Below are 17,423 nucleotides of genomic sequence, written 5' to 3'. Positions count from 1 at the left end.
TTCTTACTTTGGAAAAAGCAGCCCCGGATCAGCATATTATGAACAGCGTCAGGACGCTGATTGCGCTTCTTGAAGGCGAAGGTATCCGTGTAAATGCGGCTGCTGCAATAGATCTGTATAAAGTATTGAGCAGGGCTGACCTGCAGAAATATGATTCCTTTTACAAACTGCGCTTTCTGATAGCTCCCGTTATCTGCAGAAATAAAGAAGAGCAGGAAGAGGTTTATTCCATTCTTGAAAATGCAGGGACAGATATTATCAGAGCAGGCGTTATTCCCCCCACAGGACCCGGGCCTGAAAAACCCATCGTACCCCCTCCGCGAAAACCATTTCTGCGGCGTATTAAGGCAGAAGGTATATTGCTTGCGGTATTAATACTGGCAGGTATATACTACCTGTCTATGTCCCGCCCAATAGTCCGTTTTTCCGGCAAATTCTTTGCCCCTAATCCTACTGTTATTCATCGCCCTGTCACCATTGCATGGCAAGTAAATGATACTGTTCTACCTCAATATAAAGTGACCTGGCAATTGCTGGACACCACTATTGCCGGTCCGTGGAAAATCACTCCAACCTTTGATACGACAGGTATTTATCCGGTTTTTGTAACGCTTACAAATGGTGATGGGAAAGAGCTGCTGTCTGATACATTGCTGATGAACGTGCTTTGCGATACCTTACCAGGGGTCTATATACGATCTGTCTCTTCCGCACCCGCCGGCACGTTATCCGCAGCTTCTCCCTCCAAAGGGAATAATGCTTCCGGTAAGCCGGCAAAAGCCTCCCGTACTGTTAGTACGAATAGCCGGAAGATATTGAAACATTACATACCGGAGCTTCGTAATCCCACCGCAGACAGCCAGCAATACAGGTATAGCTGGTATGTTAATGACAGCCTGGTTTCTTCTTCGAAAGAGCTGGTATACAATACCCCGGCAGAGAAGTATAATGCCATCCGGCTTACAGTTAGCCGTGCGGGGCCTCACTGCGGGCCGGACGCTTTTTCCGCCACGCTACAGGAGGTGCCACCGGTAACGGCAGCTATGCTTCCGGGAGAACCGCTGATCATTCCTGATCCGCCCCCTTATTCCGGTATATGGGCCTTGTTCCTGATCCCCCTGTTATTTTCGGTAATAGTATATTCCTGGTACAGTAAAAGGACATCGGCCCCCAAGCCGTCACCAGGAGGTAAAGAGGAACCCCATTCCATCGTCTTTAATGAGCAGGAGCATCTTATTAATCCCGAACAGGGGCTGAATAAACTGGCAGATGTGCTGCGCAAGAGACAGATAAGCGACAATTATAAGCTCAACATCCGTAAAACCGTCTATTCCACAATTGCCTATGGCGGACTGCCACAGCTGAGCTTTACACCGGTAGCTCAGCCGTCTGATTATCTTATCCTTCTGGATAAGGAATATCATAACAGTCATATAACCAGGCTCTATGAGTACTTTCTTCGTAAGCTGCAACGGGAACAGGTAAACGTGACGGTATATGAATATTATAAGGAGCCGCTGTTCCTGAGCAATGAAAAACTTAATCACAGGAATATACCAATAGACAGGCTGGCGACTTTGTACGGGCAGGCGGCGCTCTTTATTTTCGGGGATGCCCGGCATTTTATGTATCCTATCAAAGGGAAGCTGAAAAGCCGGGTAATGGAAAAGCTGTCTCCATGGAAAAAGAAGATTTTTGTGACAGGGCATGCGCCTGAAGACTGGGATAAAAAAGAAAAGTTGCTAATATCAGCCGGTTTTACGGTGATCCCAGCGGATATTTCTGCTCAACTGGTGCTGGATAAGCTGCTTTTCACGCAGGTGGAAGCACATGGACAGCCGCGGCTGCCGTCTTTTTATCCCTCCCGTTTCCTGCATCTTAATGAGCCAGAGAATATCCGGCAATACCTGAATGATCCTGAGCTGTTCCGCTGGGTCTGCGCCCTGGCTATTTATCCCTATATGGACTGGAATCTGACCATAGCTATAGGGCATGCCCTGAATGATGAGATGGTCACTTACAGTAACCTGCTTAAACTGGGCAGGATCAGCTGGATGCATGATGTAAAGATCTCGGACACGCTGCGTATCAAACTGTTAGGCCTGCTGGACAAGCCGACAGAGATAATAGCACGTGGCGTACTCCTGGAGCAGTTATCGGCTATAAAGGACGTTAAGCCTTCGTCACTTATCAAGTCAGAATATGACACGCACAGGAAACTGAATGCCTTTCTGAAGAAGCTGTATAACAATGAAAAGATCTCTGCAAAGGAGAAGGCGATTATTCATGATCTGCTAAAGAGAAACTATATTGACGAAGGGAACAGGATTTATCTGAATGATAATGATACAAGTATAGGCATTGATGATTATTTTAGGAGATGGAAACTGGGAGTGAGACTGATGGCACTGTATCTTTCCCTGGGCGCCTTTGTGCTGTTACTAACCTCAATGTATGTGGCGGTGTGGAACAGGAATAAGAACACTGCCGGGAGGGCTGTTATTACGCAGACACTGGATATAAGGAATAACCTTTCTGCCAGCGTGCCACTGTTCCTGCAGGTAAGTATAGGTGATTCTGCAAAGATTTTCCAGGTACTGAAAGACACCTCATTTATCATTAACCACCTCAGGATGGAAGATAGTCTTTCCTTTGGCAGTGTGATATTATCTGTGAATGAGGGAGAACTGCTGATCAGGGATTCTTTCCAGCTCAACAGGACGAATTACCGGTTGGTCATTGACAAGGCAGATCCCGTACGTGTTAACCTGTATTATGATATTTCTGCTGAAGAAACTGCCCGTACCATTGAAGGGTTGCTGCCTGCCAACTTCCAGGTGAATTTAGTGCAGACCGAAGACCAGGATACAGGGTTTAAGGTGATCTGTTATGATACCAGTTTTATGGCCCAGGCCTGGCAGAGTGCAGAGATCATTAACCGTACCTTTAACAGGAACATTACTGCGGAGAAGGACCCCGCAGCAAATAACAACAGGCGGAACTGGGCTATCACGATCAGGGTACCGGTCAGTGCAGCCAGCCCTGTAATTGCAAAGGACATCATCGTGAAAGAAAGGTTCAAAAAACGGGATAGCGTCCGCCGTGTGCCACCTACAGCAGTGCTTCCTGCTACAGATACTATAGCGACGGAAAAGCCGGATACCCAGTATAAAGCGCCGGAACGGCCACCAGAGAAATCTCCGGTGCAGCAAGAACCGTCTAAAGACCCGGGGAATAGTACATACACGAAATATATACTTTGGGTGGACGATCACCCGGAGAATAATACAAAACTGATCAACAGTTTCAGGGAAGCCGGCTGGCAGGTAGCGCTTGCTACGAGTAACGAGGAAGCCTACAGTTTATTTGCGCAAAGTTACAGAGAAGACAGGCCTTACCTGGTTATCTCTGATATAGGAAGGGATAAGGAAGGGCCTGATGCGGGTATGGAACTGATGAAGAAGCTAAAGTCAATGAACCGCTATTTATCCTTTATCTTCTATACTTCAGGGACGCAGCTGAACAGAAACAAAAAGGAAGCAATGGGATATAATGTGCAAGTCCTTAATGGTGCTTCGGCACTGGAAAGTGCGGTACTAAAATTTTCAAACGCTCAAAAAAAATACTAAAGCATAGCAATGGTAAATAACATTACAGTGATCGGGGAAGATCAGCCTCTTGTAAGTACGCTCCAGTCGCCGGGAGACGCGCTCATTCCTCAACGCTCCTTCCTGATAGGCAACAGCATTCGCGGTACTGTGGAAAGTCATACAGTAACGCTCGATGAAGATAATGTGATAGAGCTGGTGTTTGAAGATGATACTACCTGGCTCTGTAATACAGATACCCTTGCGGAGCTTTTCCCTGAAGCCCCTACCCTTACCCGTTCCGGGAAAGAGACCTTCGTAATTCCCTTCACTATCAAAAGTGAAACAGCGGAAAGGGGCATTGTCAGTGATATTGCCCTGAAGCTGCTGAATGTCTTTACCAGGAAGGAAGTGGGTAATAAGATAAAGAGCCTGGCGGAAGATCTGGAGAATAAACAGCTGGAAACTGCTACGGGGTTGTTCCGTATTGATCAGAATTTCCAGCTGCAGAAGTTTGCGCCCGAACAGACGGATAAGCCCTGGCTGCTTTTCCTTCATGGCACCGCTTCTTCCACTAAAGGTTCTTTCAGCAAACTTGCGGAAGACAGTAAGTCCGGTGTATGGGGTTTTATCAAACAAAACTATGGCAGCAATATCATTGCCTATCAGCACCGTACGTTGACGGAATCTCCGTTAAAGAATGTGCTGGAACTGGTAAAGGCCATTCCCCAGCATGCTACGCTTGATCTGATCAGTCATTCGAGAGGCGGCTTGATAGGTGAGATACTCTCCCGTTTCTGTAACTGTGATGAAAGGAACAGTGGTTTTACAGAGGCAGAGATAACCCTGCTGAAGAAGGAAAACAGGACTGAGGAAGTAGCGTTGATAGCAGATATTACTACTGAGCTGCGTAATAAAAAGATCCTCATCCGTAAATTCATACGGGTGGCATGTCCTGCCGGTGGTACTACCCTGGCTTCCGGGCGGCTGGATAATTTCTTTAATGTTGCTTTCAATCTTGTGGGGATAGGTGCTGGTGTCATTGCCAATCCTGTATATGTGGCATTCCGTAACCTCTTATCTGCTATTATCAGCACCAAGGATGATACAGAGGTGTTGCCGGGAATTGAGGCCATGAACCCGGAATCTCCGTTCATCAAGGTGCTGAACAACCCGAATAATACGATAGATGCAGATCATCCGCTGATCATTATTTCCGGGAATTGTAAGGCGAAGGTGAATCTACGCGGGCTTGTGGTCCTGGCCAGCAAGCTTTTCTATACACGTAATAATGACCTGATAGTAGATACCAGTTCCATGTACAGAGGCACCAGGAGAAAGGCCGCACAACCTGATGCGGGCATGGTACCTGTGCAATATTTCTTTTATGAGGGAACTGATGTAGATCACTTTGAATATTTCAGGAATGCCAGCACCAGTGGCGCTTTGCTACTGGCATTACAGTCAGAGAACGGGAAGCTGGTGCAAGGATTCCAGCCATGGACCAGTGCTTCTGCCAAAGAGCTGGAAAGGAATGCCCTGCTGAACCTGGACGGCGGGCAGGTATTCCAGGACACCGTTACCGGCTCCAGGCCCATTGCAGTGCTGCTACCAGGTATTATGGGCTCTAACCTGGAAGATGACAGCGGCAGGATATGGATTGAATACTACAGAATGATTTCCGGTCAGCTGGAACGTATAGGAATAAACGAAAGCGGTGTAAAGGCCACTTCGCTTGTTGCTACCTCTTATGCAAAGATAGTCAGGTTCCTTTCTGCCAGGTATGATGTGGTAACATTTTCGTTTGACTGGAGGGTAAGCCTGCACGCATCTGCAAAGGACTTCAGCGATAAGATAGATAAACTGCTGGAATACAAGCAGCCTGTCAAAGTCATTGCGCATTCTATGGGAGGTGTGCTGTTCAGGGATTTTATGCTGACGCAGACTTCTACCTGGGACCGTCTTAATGAGTCAACCGGTTTCCAGGCCGTGTTCCTGGGCAGTCCCCTTGGCGGGTCGTTCCGAATACCGGCCGTGTTGATGGGAATAGACCCGATCATCAGAAAACTGAGCATGATCGACATTGTTCATACGAAGCCGGAGCTGGTGGGGATCTTTTCACGTTTCCCGGGGCTGCTGAACCTGTTGCCGCTTACTAATGATGCAGATAATGATTTTGCCCAAACTTCCACCTGGGAAAAGATGCGGGATGCTCTTGGCGATAAGGGCTGGCCGGTACCGGATAAAAGTGACCTGGATACATTCGGCAAATACCGGGACAATATCCTCAGTAAGCTTGATAACCTGGATTACAGCCGTATCTCCTATGTTGCAGGAAGGGATAAGGCTACTTTCTGCGGATACCGTATAGAGCAGAAACGTGACGGAAAGGAGCTTGTATTTCTCAGCACGGCTGAGGGAGACCAGAGTGTTACCTGGGATTCCGGCATTCCACGGAAAATGAGTGGTACCAATGCCGTTTATTTCACCAATGTATCTCATGGTTCTCTTGCCAATGATGACAGCCTGTTCAAAGGTATTACGGAGATACTGGAACAGGGCAGTACCAACCTGCTGGGCAGGAACAGGCCTGCAGAACGTGGGGAAGTCCGGTCATTTATCCTTTCCAAAGAAGAGACATTTGACCTCTCTCCTTCAGGTATTGAAATGACATTACTGGGCATAGATGGTTCAGAAAAACTTAAGACAGGAGAACTGCCTATCAACGTCACCGTATCGCAAGGGGACCTCAAATACGCCACTTATCCTGTACTGGCAGGACACTTTGCCGGAGACGGGATACTATATGCAGAAAGGGCTATCAATGGCCTGCTGAATGATGCACTGGAACAAAGGTTGCAACTGGGATTTTATCCCGGGGAGATCGGTACATCTGAAGGGTTCATCTCTTCCGAGCCCGGTGGGTTTAAAGGCGCTATTATAGTGGGGTTAGGCACTCCGGGTACGCTTACGGCCTTTATGCTTACCCGTACGGTGGAACAGGGCGTATCCAGGTTCCTGCTCAACCTGAACAGCAAGCATTCTTCAAAGCATTACGCTTCACAGACGCAGCTGAATGGCATCACTTCCCTGGCTATAGCATCCGGGTATGGCGGGTTAACTATTGCCAGTTCTATCCGGGCCATTATACAGGGGGTAAGCAATGCCAATGATAAGATACGTACGCTGTTCTCTGATAAGGCCAGGCTGATGGAGAACATTGAGTTCATAGAACAGTATGAGGATCGTGCACTGAGTTGTTATCATGTGCTGAACAGGATACAGAATGAAGACAACAGGCCTTTGAATATACTTGTCACTAAAAGGATCAATAAGCTGCTGGGCTCGAAGCAGCGGCTGGCATCGGAAACGGGGGAAGAATGGTGGAACCGTATTACAGTCCGTTTTACGCCTAAAGATCCGGATGCGGCAGACAGTATGGATACGCTTCATTTCAGCTCTTCTACCGGAGGGGCCCGTGAAGAGCAAAGGGACCTCTACACCAGTATTCCTGTTATTGAGGGATTACTGAAACAGATATCTTCGAGCAACAGGTGGACGTCTGCGCTGGCCAGGACTGTCTTTGAGCTGCTGATCCCGAACGATTTCAAAGACCAGGTAAAGAGACAGAACAATATTAACTGGATACTGGATAAGCGGTCTGCCGCTTATCCGTGGGAGCTTCTGCAGGACAGCGCTGTCAATGCAAGGCCTCTTTGCGTGAATGCCGGCATGATACGTCAGCTCACCACCCAGAACTACCGGCTGAAGATCAATGCTGTTGTTAAGGATACTGCACTGGTAATAGCAGATCCTGATCTGCAGGGCTTTGCGCCACAGTTATCCGGCGCTGAACAGGAAGGTGTGCTGGTAAATCAGCAATTACGCGATCATGCCTATGATACCACCTATCTTCCCGGGGCCACGGCGCCGGAAATAGTGGAGGCGCTTTTCAAGGATGATTATAAGATCATACACCTGGCAGGACATGGCATATTTAAGGAAGATGCACCGGGGCAATCAGGTATGGCAATAGGTAAGCATATCTTTCTTACTCCGTTTGAGATCTGCCAGATGAGCACTACGCCGGAGCTGGTATTTGTGAACTGCTGTTACCTGGGACAGATGAACGGAGTAGCGGAGGAGTATTATCAGAGCAGGTATAAACTGGCTGCCAACATTGGTACACAGCTGATTGAAAATGGTGTGAAGGCGGTAGTGGTGGCAGGATGGGCGGTGGATGACAATGCAGCGCTGGACTTTACCCGGGAATTCTATCAAGGCATGTTTGCCGGAGATACCTTTGGTGAAGCCATTCATCATGCCAGGGAGGTCATTTACCAGAAGTATCAAACAAGGAATAATACCTGGGGCGCTTACCAATGTTATGGTGATCCTTTCTATACTTTGCGACCCAGGGCAGATGGCGCTAAAACCACTACTTATAGTTTCATCATTGCAGAAGAAGCTGAGATAGAATTATACAATCTGCGTAATGAGCTGGATATGGGGAATTACTCCCATCTTGACCTGCTGAACCGTGTAGCTGCTATTTCAAAAGCAGTAGATGATGCCGGGATCAGAAATGCTGCTATTACGGAACTGGAGGCCCTGATCTATGCTGATATGTATGAATTTGACCTGGCTATTCTGAAGTTCGAAAACCTTACCCAGATTGAAAATGCTTCCTTTACATTTTCTGCGATGGAGAAGTACTGTAATGTAAGGGCTAAAAAATGTATCATCGATTTCAAGGCTAATAATGCCAGACGTAAAGAGCTGCAGGAAAGAATGGAAGAAGTGATACGTGACCTGGAAGCGCTTATACAGCTGGGCAGCACGGCAGAACGCTATACCATGCTGGGCAGCACCTACAAGCGGAAGGCGCTACTATCTACTACCTCTCAGAAGATGAAAGCATACCAGCAGGCCGCTGCGTATTTTTATATGGCGGACGGTTTGAAGAATAATACCTATAAAGCATACACGCTGACCAACTGGCTGGTGCTGACCAGCCTGATGGTGCTGCTGAACGATAAGAAATGGGGGGATACTGTTACATCGGGTAATGCTTCTTATATCCTGCCGGATAGCGCATTAACAGGTATTAATAAATTGCTGGACCTGAAAACAACGCTGATGACCGGGACTACTGCCAACATGGATTACTGGCAGCTGCTTGAAATTGCAACAATAGAGCTGGGATTGATCATACTGAAATATGTGGCAGGTACACCAGCTGCTTCCTGGGATGATCTGCTGAATGCTTATAAGAACACATGGAATAAGGCAGGGTCGAAAGGTAAGAGAATGGGAGAAATAGAATACTATGACTTTTTGATGGATGCTGTTAGTCCGTTGCAGGATACGACCCTTAAAGAGATGCTTGAAAAGATAAAAATACAATTGGAGAAGATGATCTGAACTTTTATAGCCTGCAGGGAGTGTATCTGTTTAAACTTTATGCAGCGAGAAAAATTACCAAAAAAGCTCTCTTTCGCCTTGGGCGAAAGAGAGCTTTTTTGGCCTGCGGCCAGCTGGAAACTTTATCAGGCGCCCATCAGGTCATCCTGTTTTTCTGCTACTGCTTTTTGTTTCAATACAATTTCATTGAATCTGGCTTCATCGAGCACGGCGTCGTCCTGTCCGAAATGACGTAACAGGTAATACCTGTCAGTCTTCTTGTTACCGGTATACAGCCATAATGCTTCCAGGTTCAGTGCCGGGAATTTAAGCAGGCGCATCTCTCCTTCCACTTCTTTATCCCGCAGGCTGGTTTTGATCTTTTCCATACCATTTTCTATGCGGTTCAGGTAGTCATCGTCAGTACTTACCTGGAGCAGTTGCGGTGCTTCAGCTGCTGTAGAAAGATCATAAAGCGCTACAGGATTCTTTTCTTCCATTTCTATAATGCGCAGGGAACTTGGTTCTGCGGGTATTTTTATGCTTTTGTCAATATCCTTGAGAGATACGACATATGTGTGATGAGGGAAACTCAGTTCCATTTCTGCCGGGCTTTTCTCCAGCTTCAGGTTAGGACGCTGCATGCGTAATAAAGGCCTGATCTCAGGGATGGGTTTGAGTAGTTCCGGCTTGAATACGAGGTCTTTGAGCCACATGAAATAAGAATGTTTTTTGGTGATGTAACTGTGTGTCCAGCTACCGCTTCCCTGGTAGTTGGTTGAATACTGGCTGACGGTCAGCACGCTTTTACCATAGATAGGATCATCAATGTGGAAGTACTTGGTGTTAAGGATCTTTGATACACCATAGATGCACATGAAATGTCCGCCGCCACCTGACCAGCCAATGCGTGTTCCTACTACCAGTCCTTTGTCTATTTCATCTTTTACATCTTCCCAGCTCATTGTTCCTTTCAAAGCTACGAAGTTGTTGGTCCTTTTAAGCGCCCTGTCCAGGTACCAGGGTACATTACAGGGGCCGGGCACCGGGGAGGTGCAGCAGGTCTGGCTCAGCTCAGCGGAAGCGATCTTACACTGAGACCATGGATTCAGCAGGCTGGCGTAAAAATAGGATACGCTTTTTGAGGTAGCTGCCCAGCACCAGTTGGTCTGTGTCTGATGTTCCATGTTGAAGGGAAGAACAGTGCTCTGGTAAAAGTTGTTCAGGAAGTTCAATTCCTGTACTACAGGCTTGAGGATAACCTGTTCCTTCAGATTGGTGAAGCTCATAATCTATATAGTTTGGGGTTGAGAAAAACGGTATTCCAGTCTTTCGCTTAATGGTTCGTGGAGGACAAATGTAAGGGATTTCCGGCTTTCAAGAACAATATAAACAAGTTTTTACATATTATTAAAATAACCTTCATGAGGATGACTGCAACATAGAAAAAGAACCCTGTAAACCAATTACAGGATTTAAAGCAACAATTGCAAACCTCAAACAGGATTATCTAACAGAAGTGTAAACCTATATCAGGATTATACCGGGGGTGCAGAATAGCTACCGCAATACATACATTAAACATGCTTAAGACATGCTTAAGACATGCTTAAGACATGCCTGAAAGGTGCCTGAAAGGTGGAGTTGAAGTAAAAAAAAGAGGTCTCACCTTGGGTGAAACCTCTTTTTAAGAGAAGGAGAATGCTTTTGAAAAAGGGCTAAAGTGTGGCCATATCTATTACAAACCTGTAGCGCACGTCGCCTTTCAGCATTCTTTCGTATGCTGCTGTAATATTCTTTATATCGATGATCTCAATGTCTGAAACGATATTGTGTTCAGCACAGAAATCCAGCATTTCCTGAGTTTCCTTTATGCCACCGATACCGGAACCGGCAACGCTTCTACGCCCCAGGAGCAGGGAGAACGTATGAATAGACATTGGTTCTGAAGGAGCACCTACACAGATATGTGTTCCGTTGGTTTTCAGCAATGAGAGATACAGGTTCATGTCATGCTCTGCCGAAACGGTATCCAGTATAAAGTCAAACGAACCTTTTACTGCTTCCAGTTGTGCGGGATCGGAAGTAACTACAAAATGATGAGCTCCCAGTGCTTTGGCAGCTGCTTCTTTTGATGGAGATGTGCTCAGTACTGTAACGTCAGCACCGAAGGCGACACCGAATTTAACACCCATGTGCCCGAGTCCGCCGAGGCCGAGAATAGCCAGTTTATGTCCTTTTCCTACTTTCCAGTGGCGTAAAGGGGAATACGTGGTAATACCGGCGCAAAGCAATGGTGCGGTAGCTGCCAGGGATAATTTGTCTGAGATATGAAGTACAAATTCCTCACGCACAACGATAGTGTTTGAATAACCGCCGTAAGTGGGCACTCCGCTCCTGTCCAGGTTATTATACGTCTGGGTATTTCCTTCCAGGCAATACTGTTCCAGTCCTTCCTTACAGTTTTCACACACCTGGCAGGAATCTACCATACAGCCAACACCGGCCAGATCGTCTACTTTAAAATTTTTAACATGGTCACCAACTTTGATCACCCTGCCTACTATTTCATGTCCCGGTACCATGGGGAATAATCCCGGGAACCAGTCATTCTTAATCTGGTGAAGGTCTGAATGACATACTCCACAGTATAATATCTCTAACTGAACATCGTGAGGTCCAACTTCCCTGCGTTCAAATCCCCAGGGGGCTAAATCGGTCTCTGCATTCTGCGCTGCATATCCTTTGGCTTGTATCATAATTTACAGATTTACCCGGCAAAGGTATAACATGTGGAATTTAAAGGAGTTAACTGATTCAAAGTAAAAATTATAAAATTCAAACATCCTTGCGGGCTGAGGAAATCAATGTACGGGACTTTTAATCAGAAATTAAGGTGTTTAGCAGGATCTCAGGCATACGCTTTGCTATCATATATGTTTAGTAACAGTGAACATGCCATTCCTTCTTATTTGCGCGGCTTTATAGTTTTCAAACACTAAACCGTAAGTCTATGAAAAAAGTATTATTCGTTTTGTTATGCCCACTTTTTGCGTTTACAGCTATGGGTAATCCACCGGCAGATACGACCGGTATGATATCACTCAAGAACTCTTTTTATGGCTATAGCAGGACTCTTCCTGTTCTTACAGCAACAAGCCGGGACGCCATGCCTGGCAGAATGTACCTGTACCCTGTTCCTTCTACCGGTACAGTCTATGTGGAAACAACGGGCACGGGGGAAGAAGACAGGATCATCGGTGTATTTGATATGACGGGAAAAGCCATATTGATACAGAAGTATGGTATAACGAGGGGATATAACCGGCTGGAAGTTCCATTGCCTTCCAATCTTGCGAACGGAACGTATATTATTTCAGACGGGACTGTATCAAAGAAAGTAGTGCTTGCACGATAGCCGTTCCTCTTTAGTTTTTTTCCCGGAATGAATACTATCTTTAGGCTAATGAAAACCATATACAAGAAAGCGCAACTGCTGATCTGCCTCTCTGTTTTGCCTCTACTGATGGCTGCGCAGGATAAGGGAAGGAATGTAATAGCCGATCTGGGAAAAATTGTCAATCCTAAAGGTATACAGGAAACCTACCAGGCTACCATTGGTGGTATTCCTCAATGGGTATATGTTCGCGGGCAGGACAGGGATAATCCTGTTATACTGTTTGTGCATGGAGGCCCTGCTTCTCCAATGTCGCCCGTGATGTGGATGTTCCAGCGTCCTATAGAGGAATACTTCACGGTTGTAAACTGGGACCAGCGTGGCGCCGGCAGGACCTATCTTACTGTTAATCCTGATTCTATAGCTAATACCATTAAGATCGATTCATATGTTAATGATGCCATTGAAATAGCTGCCTATGTCCGGGAACGGTATCATAAGAAGAAAGTATTGCTGGTGGGACATAGCTGGGGTACCATTATTGCCATGAAAGCGGCCTTGAAACGTCCGGACCTTTTCTATGCCTATGCGGGTATAGGTCAGGTGATAAACGTAAGGGACAATGAGCGTGTAAGTGTTGAATATGCCATTGAACAGGCGAAGAAATTCAAAAATGATACGGCACTGGCGGAGTTGAAATCCATATCCCCTTATCCGGGTAATCAGGCTATTACGAGGGAGCGGATCATTACAGCGAGAAAATGGGCGCAGTATTATGGCGGGTTGAGTGCGTACAGGCATGAGTCGATGTATTTCTTTAATGGCCCGCTGTTGTCTCCTGAATACGATAAAAAAGATGTCGATGCTATAGATCAGGGCAACGTGTTTACTTTATGGCGTGTACTGCCGGAATTTCTTGAGGTAGATTTTAAGCCGGTTAAAGAGTTTCCTATTCCTGTATTCATGTTTATGGGCCGGCATGATTATACGACGCCTTCCGAGCCGACAGAAGCATGGTTAAATAAGTTGAAAGCACCTGTGAAAAAAGGTATCTGGTTCGAAAATTCTTCGCATCTTCTGCCCTTTGAGGAGCCGGGGAAGTTACTGGTAACATTACTGGAATATCTGAGGCCACTGGCAGTGAAAGAATTGTAGTAGAAATTGCTCAAAGAATCGCTTTTGTCTTCGGCAAAAGCGATTCTTTGAGGGTGTTTTTTGAGCCTGCGGCCGGCTAGAAATCAGACTGATAAATAGACATGAAGAAGAACTAAACTTCCGGGTTATCCAGTTCTGTGTGGTTTCTTTTTATAAACTCTTCTATTTTATCCTGATCAGTGCCAACATTTTCGATAGCGTTCTGTACTTCCATTGAGGTAACGCCGAGTCTTACAGCGATCTCTTCCACAGAAAAGGTGTCATGGTGTTCAGATTTTCTTTCACTGTTATTTCCGGGATAATTATTCATAAACAGGTTTTATATTAAAACCCGCATAAAACATGCCATGCGGTTATAAGAAAAAAGAGGTCGCTTAGCGACCTCTTTTTTCTTATTTGAGTACATTTTCCAATACTTTACCGGTATTGCTGAAGGTCACTTCTCTTTCTTCAGGCTTTTTCTTCAGCTCTACCTTATAAGAAAACACTCCTTTTTCGTCAATCTTATCGGTATCGTGGATGGTATAACCGGCAAACTGTTGCTGTATAGCCTGTTTTACCGCAGCTGGCAGTTCATCTTTAGAAATATCCACTTTCTGCTTTACCAGGTTTCCGCTGGCGTCAAACCAGGCATCATGACCTTTTTTGGTTGTGCCGGACTTAAATTCCACTTTATACAGCTTCGCTTTGTTCTCTTTCCATTTTACATCTGTTGCCTGGGGGAACTGCTGCTGGAATTTCTGTGTAACAGGGGCAGGTACGCTGACTGCCGGTGTATTTTTCTGTCCGTAAACAGTTATACCGGTGGTAAGAAAGCATAACAGGATTAAATTTTTCATCGATAGTTGTTTGGTTAAGACTATTGCAAAGTTAGGTAAAGCCGGAGACAGTAATATTTAAACAATAAAAAAGGCCTGTAGTTGAACCACAAGCCTTTTTATCCAGAAATAGCGTTTCCGCCGCGGACGGAATGCTTTTAGAAGTGTACTTTAAATTCCATGATCATACCTGGTCCGGTTTTTCTGTCCTTGATCTCGGTGCCGGGCACTTTATCACCATTATTGGTATAAATATTAGTAGTCTGCTGTAAAGCTGAGAAGAGCAGGTGTGCACCGAAGCTAGCCCTGCCGGGGATCACTTCGAAAAAGGGCCCTATACCTACAATTTCACAAACTGCATGACCTTTTACTTTCACATACTGTTCCGGTTCTCCTGCGCCTGAGGTCATAGATTTTATGTTGATAGGACCATAAGTAACTGCTGCTGTAGGCGCGAGGTAGAAGTTCCCGGAAATGGGTATCATATATTGTAACAGCGGGCCTGCCAGCAGGCTTATACCACGGGTATATACTCCTGCCTCTTTTTTACTTGAAATACTCATGGCGCCTGTTATAGTAAGGCCCACAGAAAATTTATCTATGACATGATAACCGCCTTTGATCTCCAGGTTAGCGGCAGTACCGATGTATTGGCCGAGGGGCGCGACGGAGCCTTTTATTCCCAATCCACCACCCAGCCAGTAGGTCCCTTTGTTGATCCTTAATGTATAAGGCTTTTTCTTTTTGGGGTGCTGAGACGCATCTTCTGACTGCGCGGAGCAAATGGCGATTGAGCCGAAAACAAAAAAAGGTATGAGCAAAGCGGTCAACCTGATTTTGCGCGGAACATGTGTACAAGTGCTTTTCATAGCTAAGATTTGATGGTTGAAAAAATGGTCATTAAGCTTGCAATGTCAGGCAGGGAAACACACGACTATAAAAGCGATAGCACAGTTACAGGAATAAGTCAGGAGCTTGACACCAACATTCTTATGCCAATCTCCTAAAATTTAAGGAACCTGCAAAATAAAGGTTGTCAGTTTAGCTTTTTTTGTGATGTAGAATAAGAGGAATTCCCAATGAAATCGATTTCACCGGGGAATAGAACGTATATCCGTGATATATATAATTTAAAAAGTCATTTCAATACTTTTTTCCAGGAAGCCGTAACCGTAAGCCACTTTGATCCTGTCTCCTTTTTTAAAGGCTGCTGGAATAACTGTTTCAAATTCCTGGCTGTTTTTACCTGCTTCGGGTGCTGGTATTATTCCCTTCCTGGTCCCGTTAACGTACAATGTTAGCGGTAATGTGTCCTGCCGGTTATAGTCATAGTTAACGGGCGCCTGCCAGCGGACCTTCAGGCCATTTTTGCTGCGCGTAAGTGATAAAGGACGGTTATCGTACCAGTTTAATACCGCCAGGCTTACATTCCATGCAGTATTATGGGCTATCCAGCCTTCCAGGTGCCTGTCCTTTCCATTGGGATCAAAAGGATACATTTCTGTTCCCGGCAAACAGCTGATGGAGCCGCGGCATAATTCCAGTCTTGCGCACACACTATCATGGTAGCCTTTGGGGTATCCTTTGGATATGTCGCTAAAGCCCTTTTCGGGGTGATGTGCGGCGTGTACATTCAATGGATTACGTCCGTAGAGATTATCAAAATGGGCAAACGCTATCTGTTCCAGCCGTTGCCGCTTCTCTTCATTTTTCATACAGGCAGCTGCCAGCAAAGCTGAGGCGGGGAAACCGGCTACATTGCCGACCTCATTATATTCCGGTACTGTCCAGTTGGCCTGCATATCATACCGTCTGAAATCCCAGGCATTACCAGACAGGGCAATAACAATATCCGCCCACTGATCAATTTTCCGTTGTAATGCAGCAGGAACAGCTCCTTTGTTATGCTGGTAATACATGGCCAGTCCTGTCATCAGCATATGTTCACTCATTCGTTGTCCTTTGGTGACAACGGGATCTTCCAGCTGTAACGAATCTATGATCCAGTTTACCTGCCGGCTGGCGGCTTGCAGATACGTATTGGCTTCGGGCAGCTTCTCCCGTTGTGCCACTTCATACATCAGGAGGTTTGGAAGAACGGAAAAGCCGGGAGCATGGCGTCCTTTAGAGTCGCCAATTTCACGGCGTATTTCCAGCAATCCTCTGGGTTGCCATTGCTGCCGGGTGAATGTCAGTACTTTTTCATAGAAGTCATGCGAGAACCAGCGGCTCAACCACGGGTATGCATGAAGGAAAAAGGCGAATTGTGCCAATGTTTGCGGATGCAGCTGCCGGGGCAACGTCTCTCCTTTACTGGGGTCTTTCGTTTCCGGGTTTACCATGTAATACCCGATCCCCCAATGAAGGTCCATGATAATATCGGGTATATGATCTCCTTTGGGTTTTTCAATGGTTGTAAAATACTTCCTGGCAGCGGCTAGCGCCGTTTCATCGTTAGGCTCTTTTGTCATTCTGAAGCCTGTGTCCAGCACCATTCTCTTCAGACTGTCGTAAGATATGGTGGAAGGCATGGCTTCATACACTGTTGGGTTTGAAAGATACATCCAGATAACAGATGGTATTTCGTAGGAGTAATAAGTGCCATCCCTCCAGGGGCATCCGCCATAGGCGGAATGATGTGTTCCTGTAATGCTCCTGGAATCGTTCATAAACCATACGGATGGTTTCAATCCTTCTTTTTCCAACAGGTAAGGGCCTACGCTGAAGGGGTAAGAGATACCGGGCTGGAGTTTACCGCCCTTTACATGAATGGTATAACGTTCTGTGTTGTTTGCGGGTTTAAAAGCGGTAAAGTCGCCTGTACCATTCTTCACCACTCCCCTGTACAACAAGTTCTCTTTCCCGGCTTCTGTGATATAAAATTCCAGGTCTCCGGTCATAGCTGTAGGTACTGTAAAGCGTTTGGGTGCATTGAGGTTATATCCTGCCTGGTTTACACATACCCAATGCTGGTCCTGGGCATAGAGCTGCAGGCCTGTTAAAAGTAAAAGGGAAAGGATAACTGATCTTAATAATTCTGTGCGCATATGATCAATAAATTTT

10 protein-coding genes are annotated in these 17,423 nt (G+C 46.1%); 4 read left to right on the top strand and 6 right to left on the bottom strand.

Translation table 11 applies throughout. The features are described from left to right. Positions 1-8 precede the first annotated feature (8 nt). The gene (locus GO493_RS06690; protein WP_157305364.1) at positions 9-3,629 is read left to right on the top strand and encodes a response regulator; all 3,621 of its coding nucleotides are present in this window, start codon (positions 9-11) and stop codon (positions 3,627-3,629) included. A 9-nt stretch (positions 3,630-3,638) separates the two neighbouring features. After that, positions 3,639-9,011, top strand: coding sequence for a CHAT domain-containing protein (locus GO493_RS06685; protein WP_157305363.1), 5,373 nt, complete (start codon positions 3,639-3,641; stop codon positions 9,009-9,011). A 125-nt stretch (positions 9,012-9,136) separates the two neighbouring features. Here GO493_RS06685 and GO493_RS06680 read toward each other — a convergent pair whose 3' ends face one another. Both GO493_RS06680 and GO493_RS06675 read right to left on the bottom strand, forming a co-directional pair. Then, on the bottom strand, positions 9,137-10,279 hold the full coding sequence (locus GO493_RS06680; protein ID WP_157305362.1) for a papain-like cysteine protease family protein: 1,143 nt from the start codon (positions 10,277-10,279) through the stop codon (positions 9,137-9,139). A gap of 429 nt (positions 10,280-10,708) precedes the next feature. Next, the gene (locus tag GO493_RS06675; protein ID WP_157305361.1) at positions 10,709-11,749 is read right to left on the bottom strand and encodes an NAD(P)-dependent alcohol dehydrogenase; all 1,041 of its coding nucleotides are present in this window, start codon (positions 11,747-11,749) and stop codon (positions 10,709-10,711) included. Positions 11,750-12,003: 254 nt separating this feature from the next. On the opposite strand from GO493_RS06675, the gene GO493_RS06670 reads away from it, so the two are divergent. Next, entirely contained in the window at positions 12,004-12,408 is a 405-nt protein-coding gene (locus GO493_RS06670; RefSeq protein WP_157305360.1) for a T9SS type A sorting domain-containing protein, read from the top strand. 48 nt (positions 12,409-12,456) lie between these two features. Continuing rightward, positions 12,457-13,542, top strand: a complete 1,086-nt coding sequence (locus GO493_RS06665; RefSeq protein ID WP_157305359.1) for an alpha/beta fold hydrolase — start codon at positions 12,457-12,459, stop codon at positions 13,540-13,542. Between the two features lie 112 nt (positions 13,543-13,654). Here GO493_RS06665 and GO493_RS06660 read toward each other — a convergent pair whose 3' ends face one another. From GO493_RS06660 to GO493_RS06645, 4 genes are all read right to left on the bottom strand, one after another. Beyond that, a complete protein-coding gene (locus GO493_RS06660; protein WP_157305358.1) occupies positions 13,655-13,852 on the bottom strand; it encodes a hypothetical protein in 198 nt (65 codons plus the stop codon). Between the two features lie 82 nt (positions 13,853-13,934). Next, entirely contained in the window at positions 13,935-14,381 is a 447-nt protein-coding gene (locus GO493_RS06655; protein ID WP_157305357.1) for a PepSY-like domain-containing protein, read from the bottom strand. A gap of 137 nt (positions 14,382-14,518) precedes the next feature. Next, entirely contained in the window at positions 14,519-15,229 is a 711-nt protein-coding gene (locus GO493_RS06650; protein ID WP_157305356.1) for a hypothetical protein, read from the bottom strand. 261 nt (positions 15,230-15,490) lie between these two features. Continuing rightward, positions 15,491-17,407 (bottom strand): hypothetical protein, encoded by a 1,917-nt coding sequence (locus GO493_RS06645; protein ID WP_157305355.1) that lies wholly within the window; start codon positions 17,405-17,407, stop codon positions 15,491-15,493. Positions 17,408-17,423: the final 16 nt, after the last annotated feature.

Origin of the sequence: Chitinophaga tropicalis, from assembly GCF_009758205.1 — a bacterium.
Classification (GTDB): Bacteria; Bacteroidota; Bacteroidia; order Chitinophagales; family Chitinophagaceae; genus Chitinophaga; species Chitinophaga tropicalis.
Note: the sequence above shows the minus strand (reverse complement) of the source record. Positions and strands in the feature narration are given on the sequence as shown.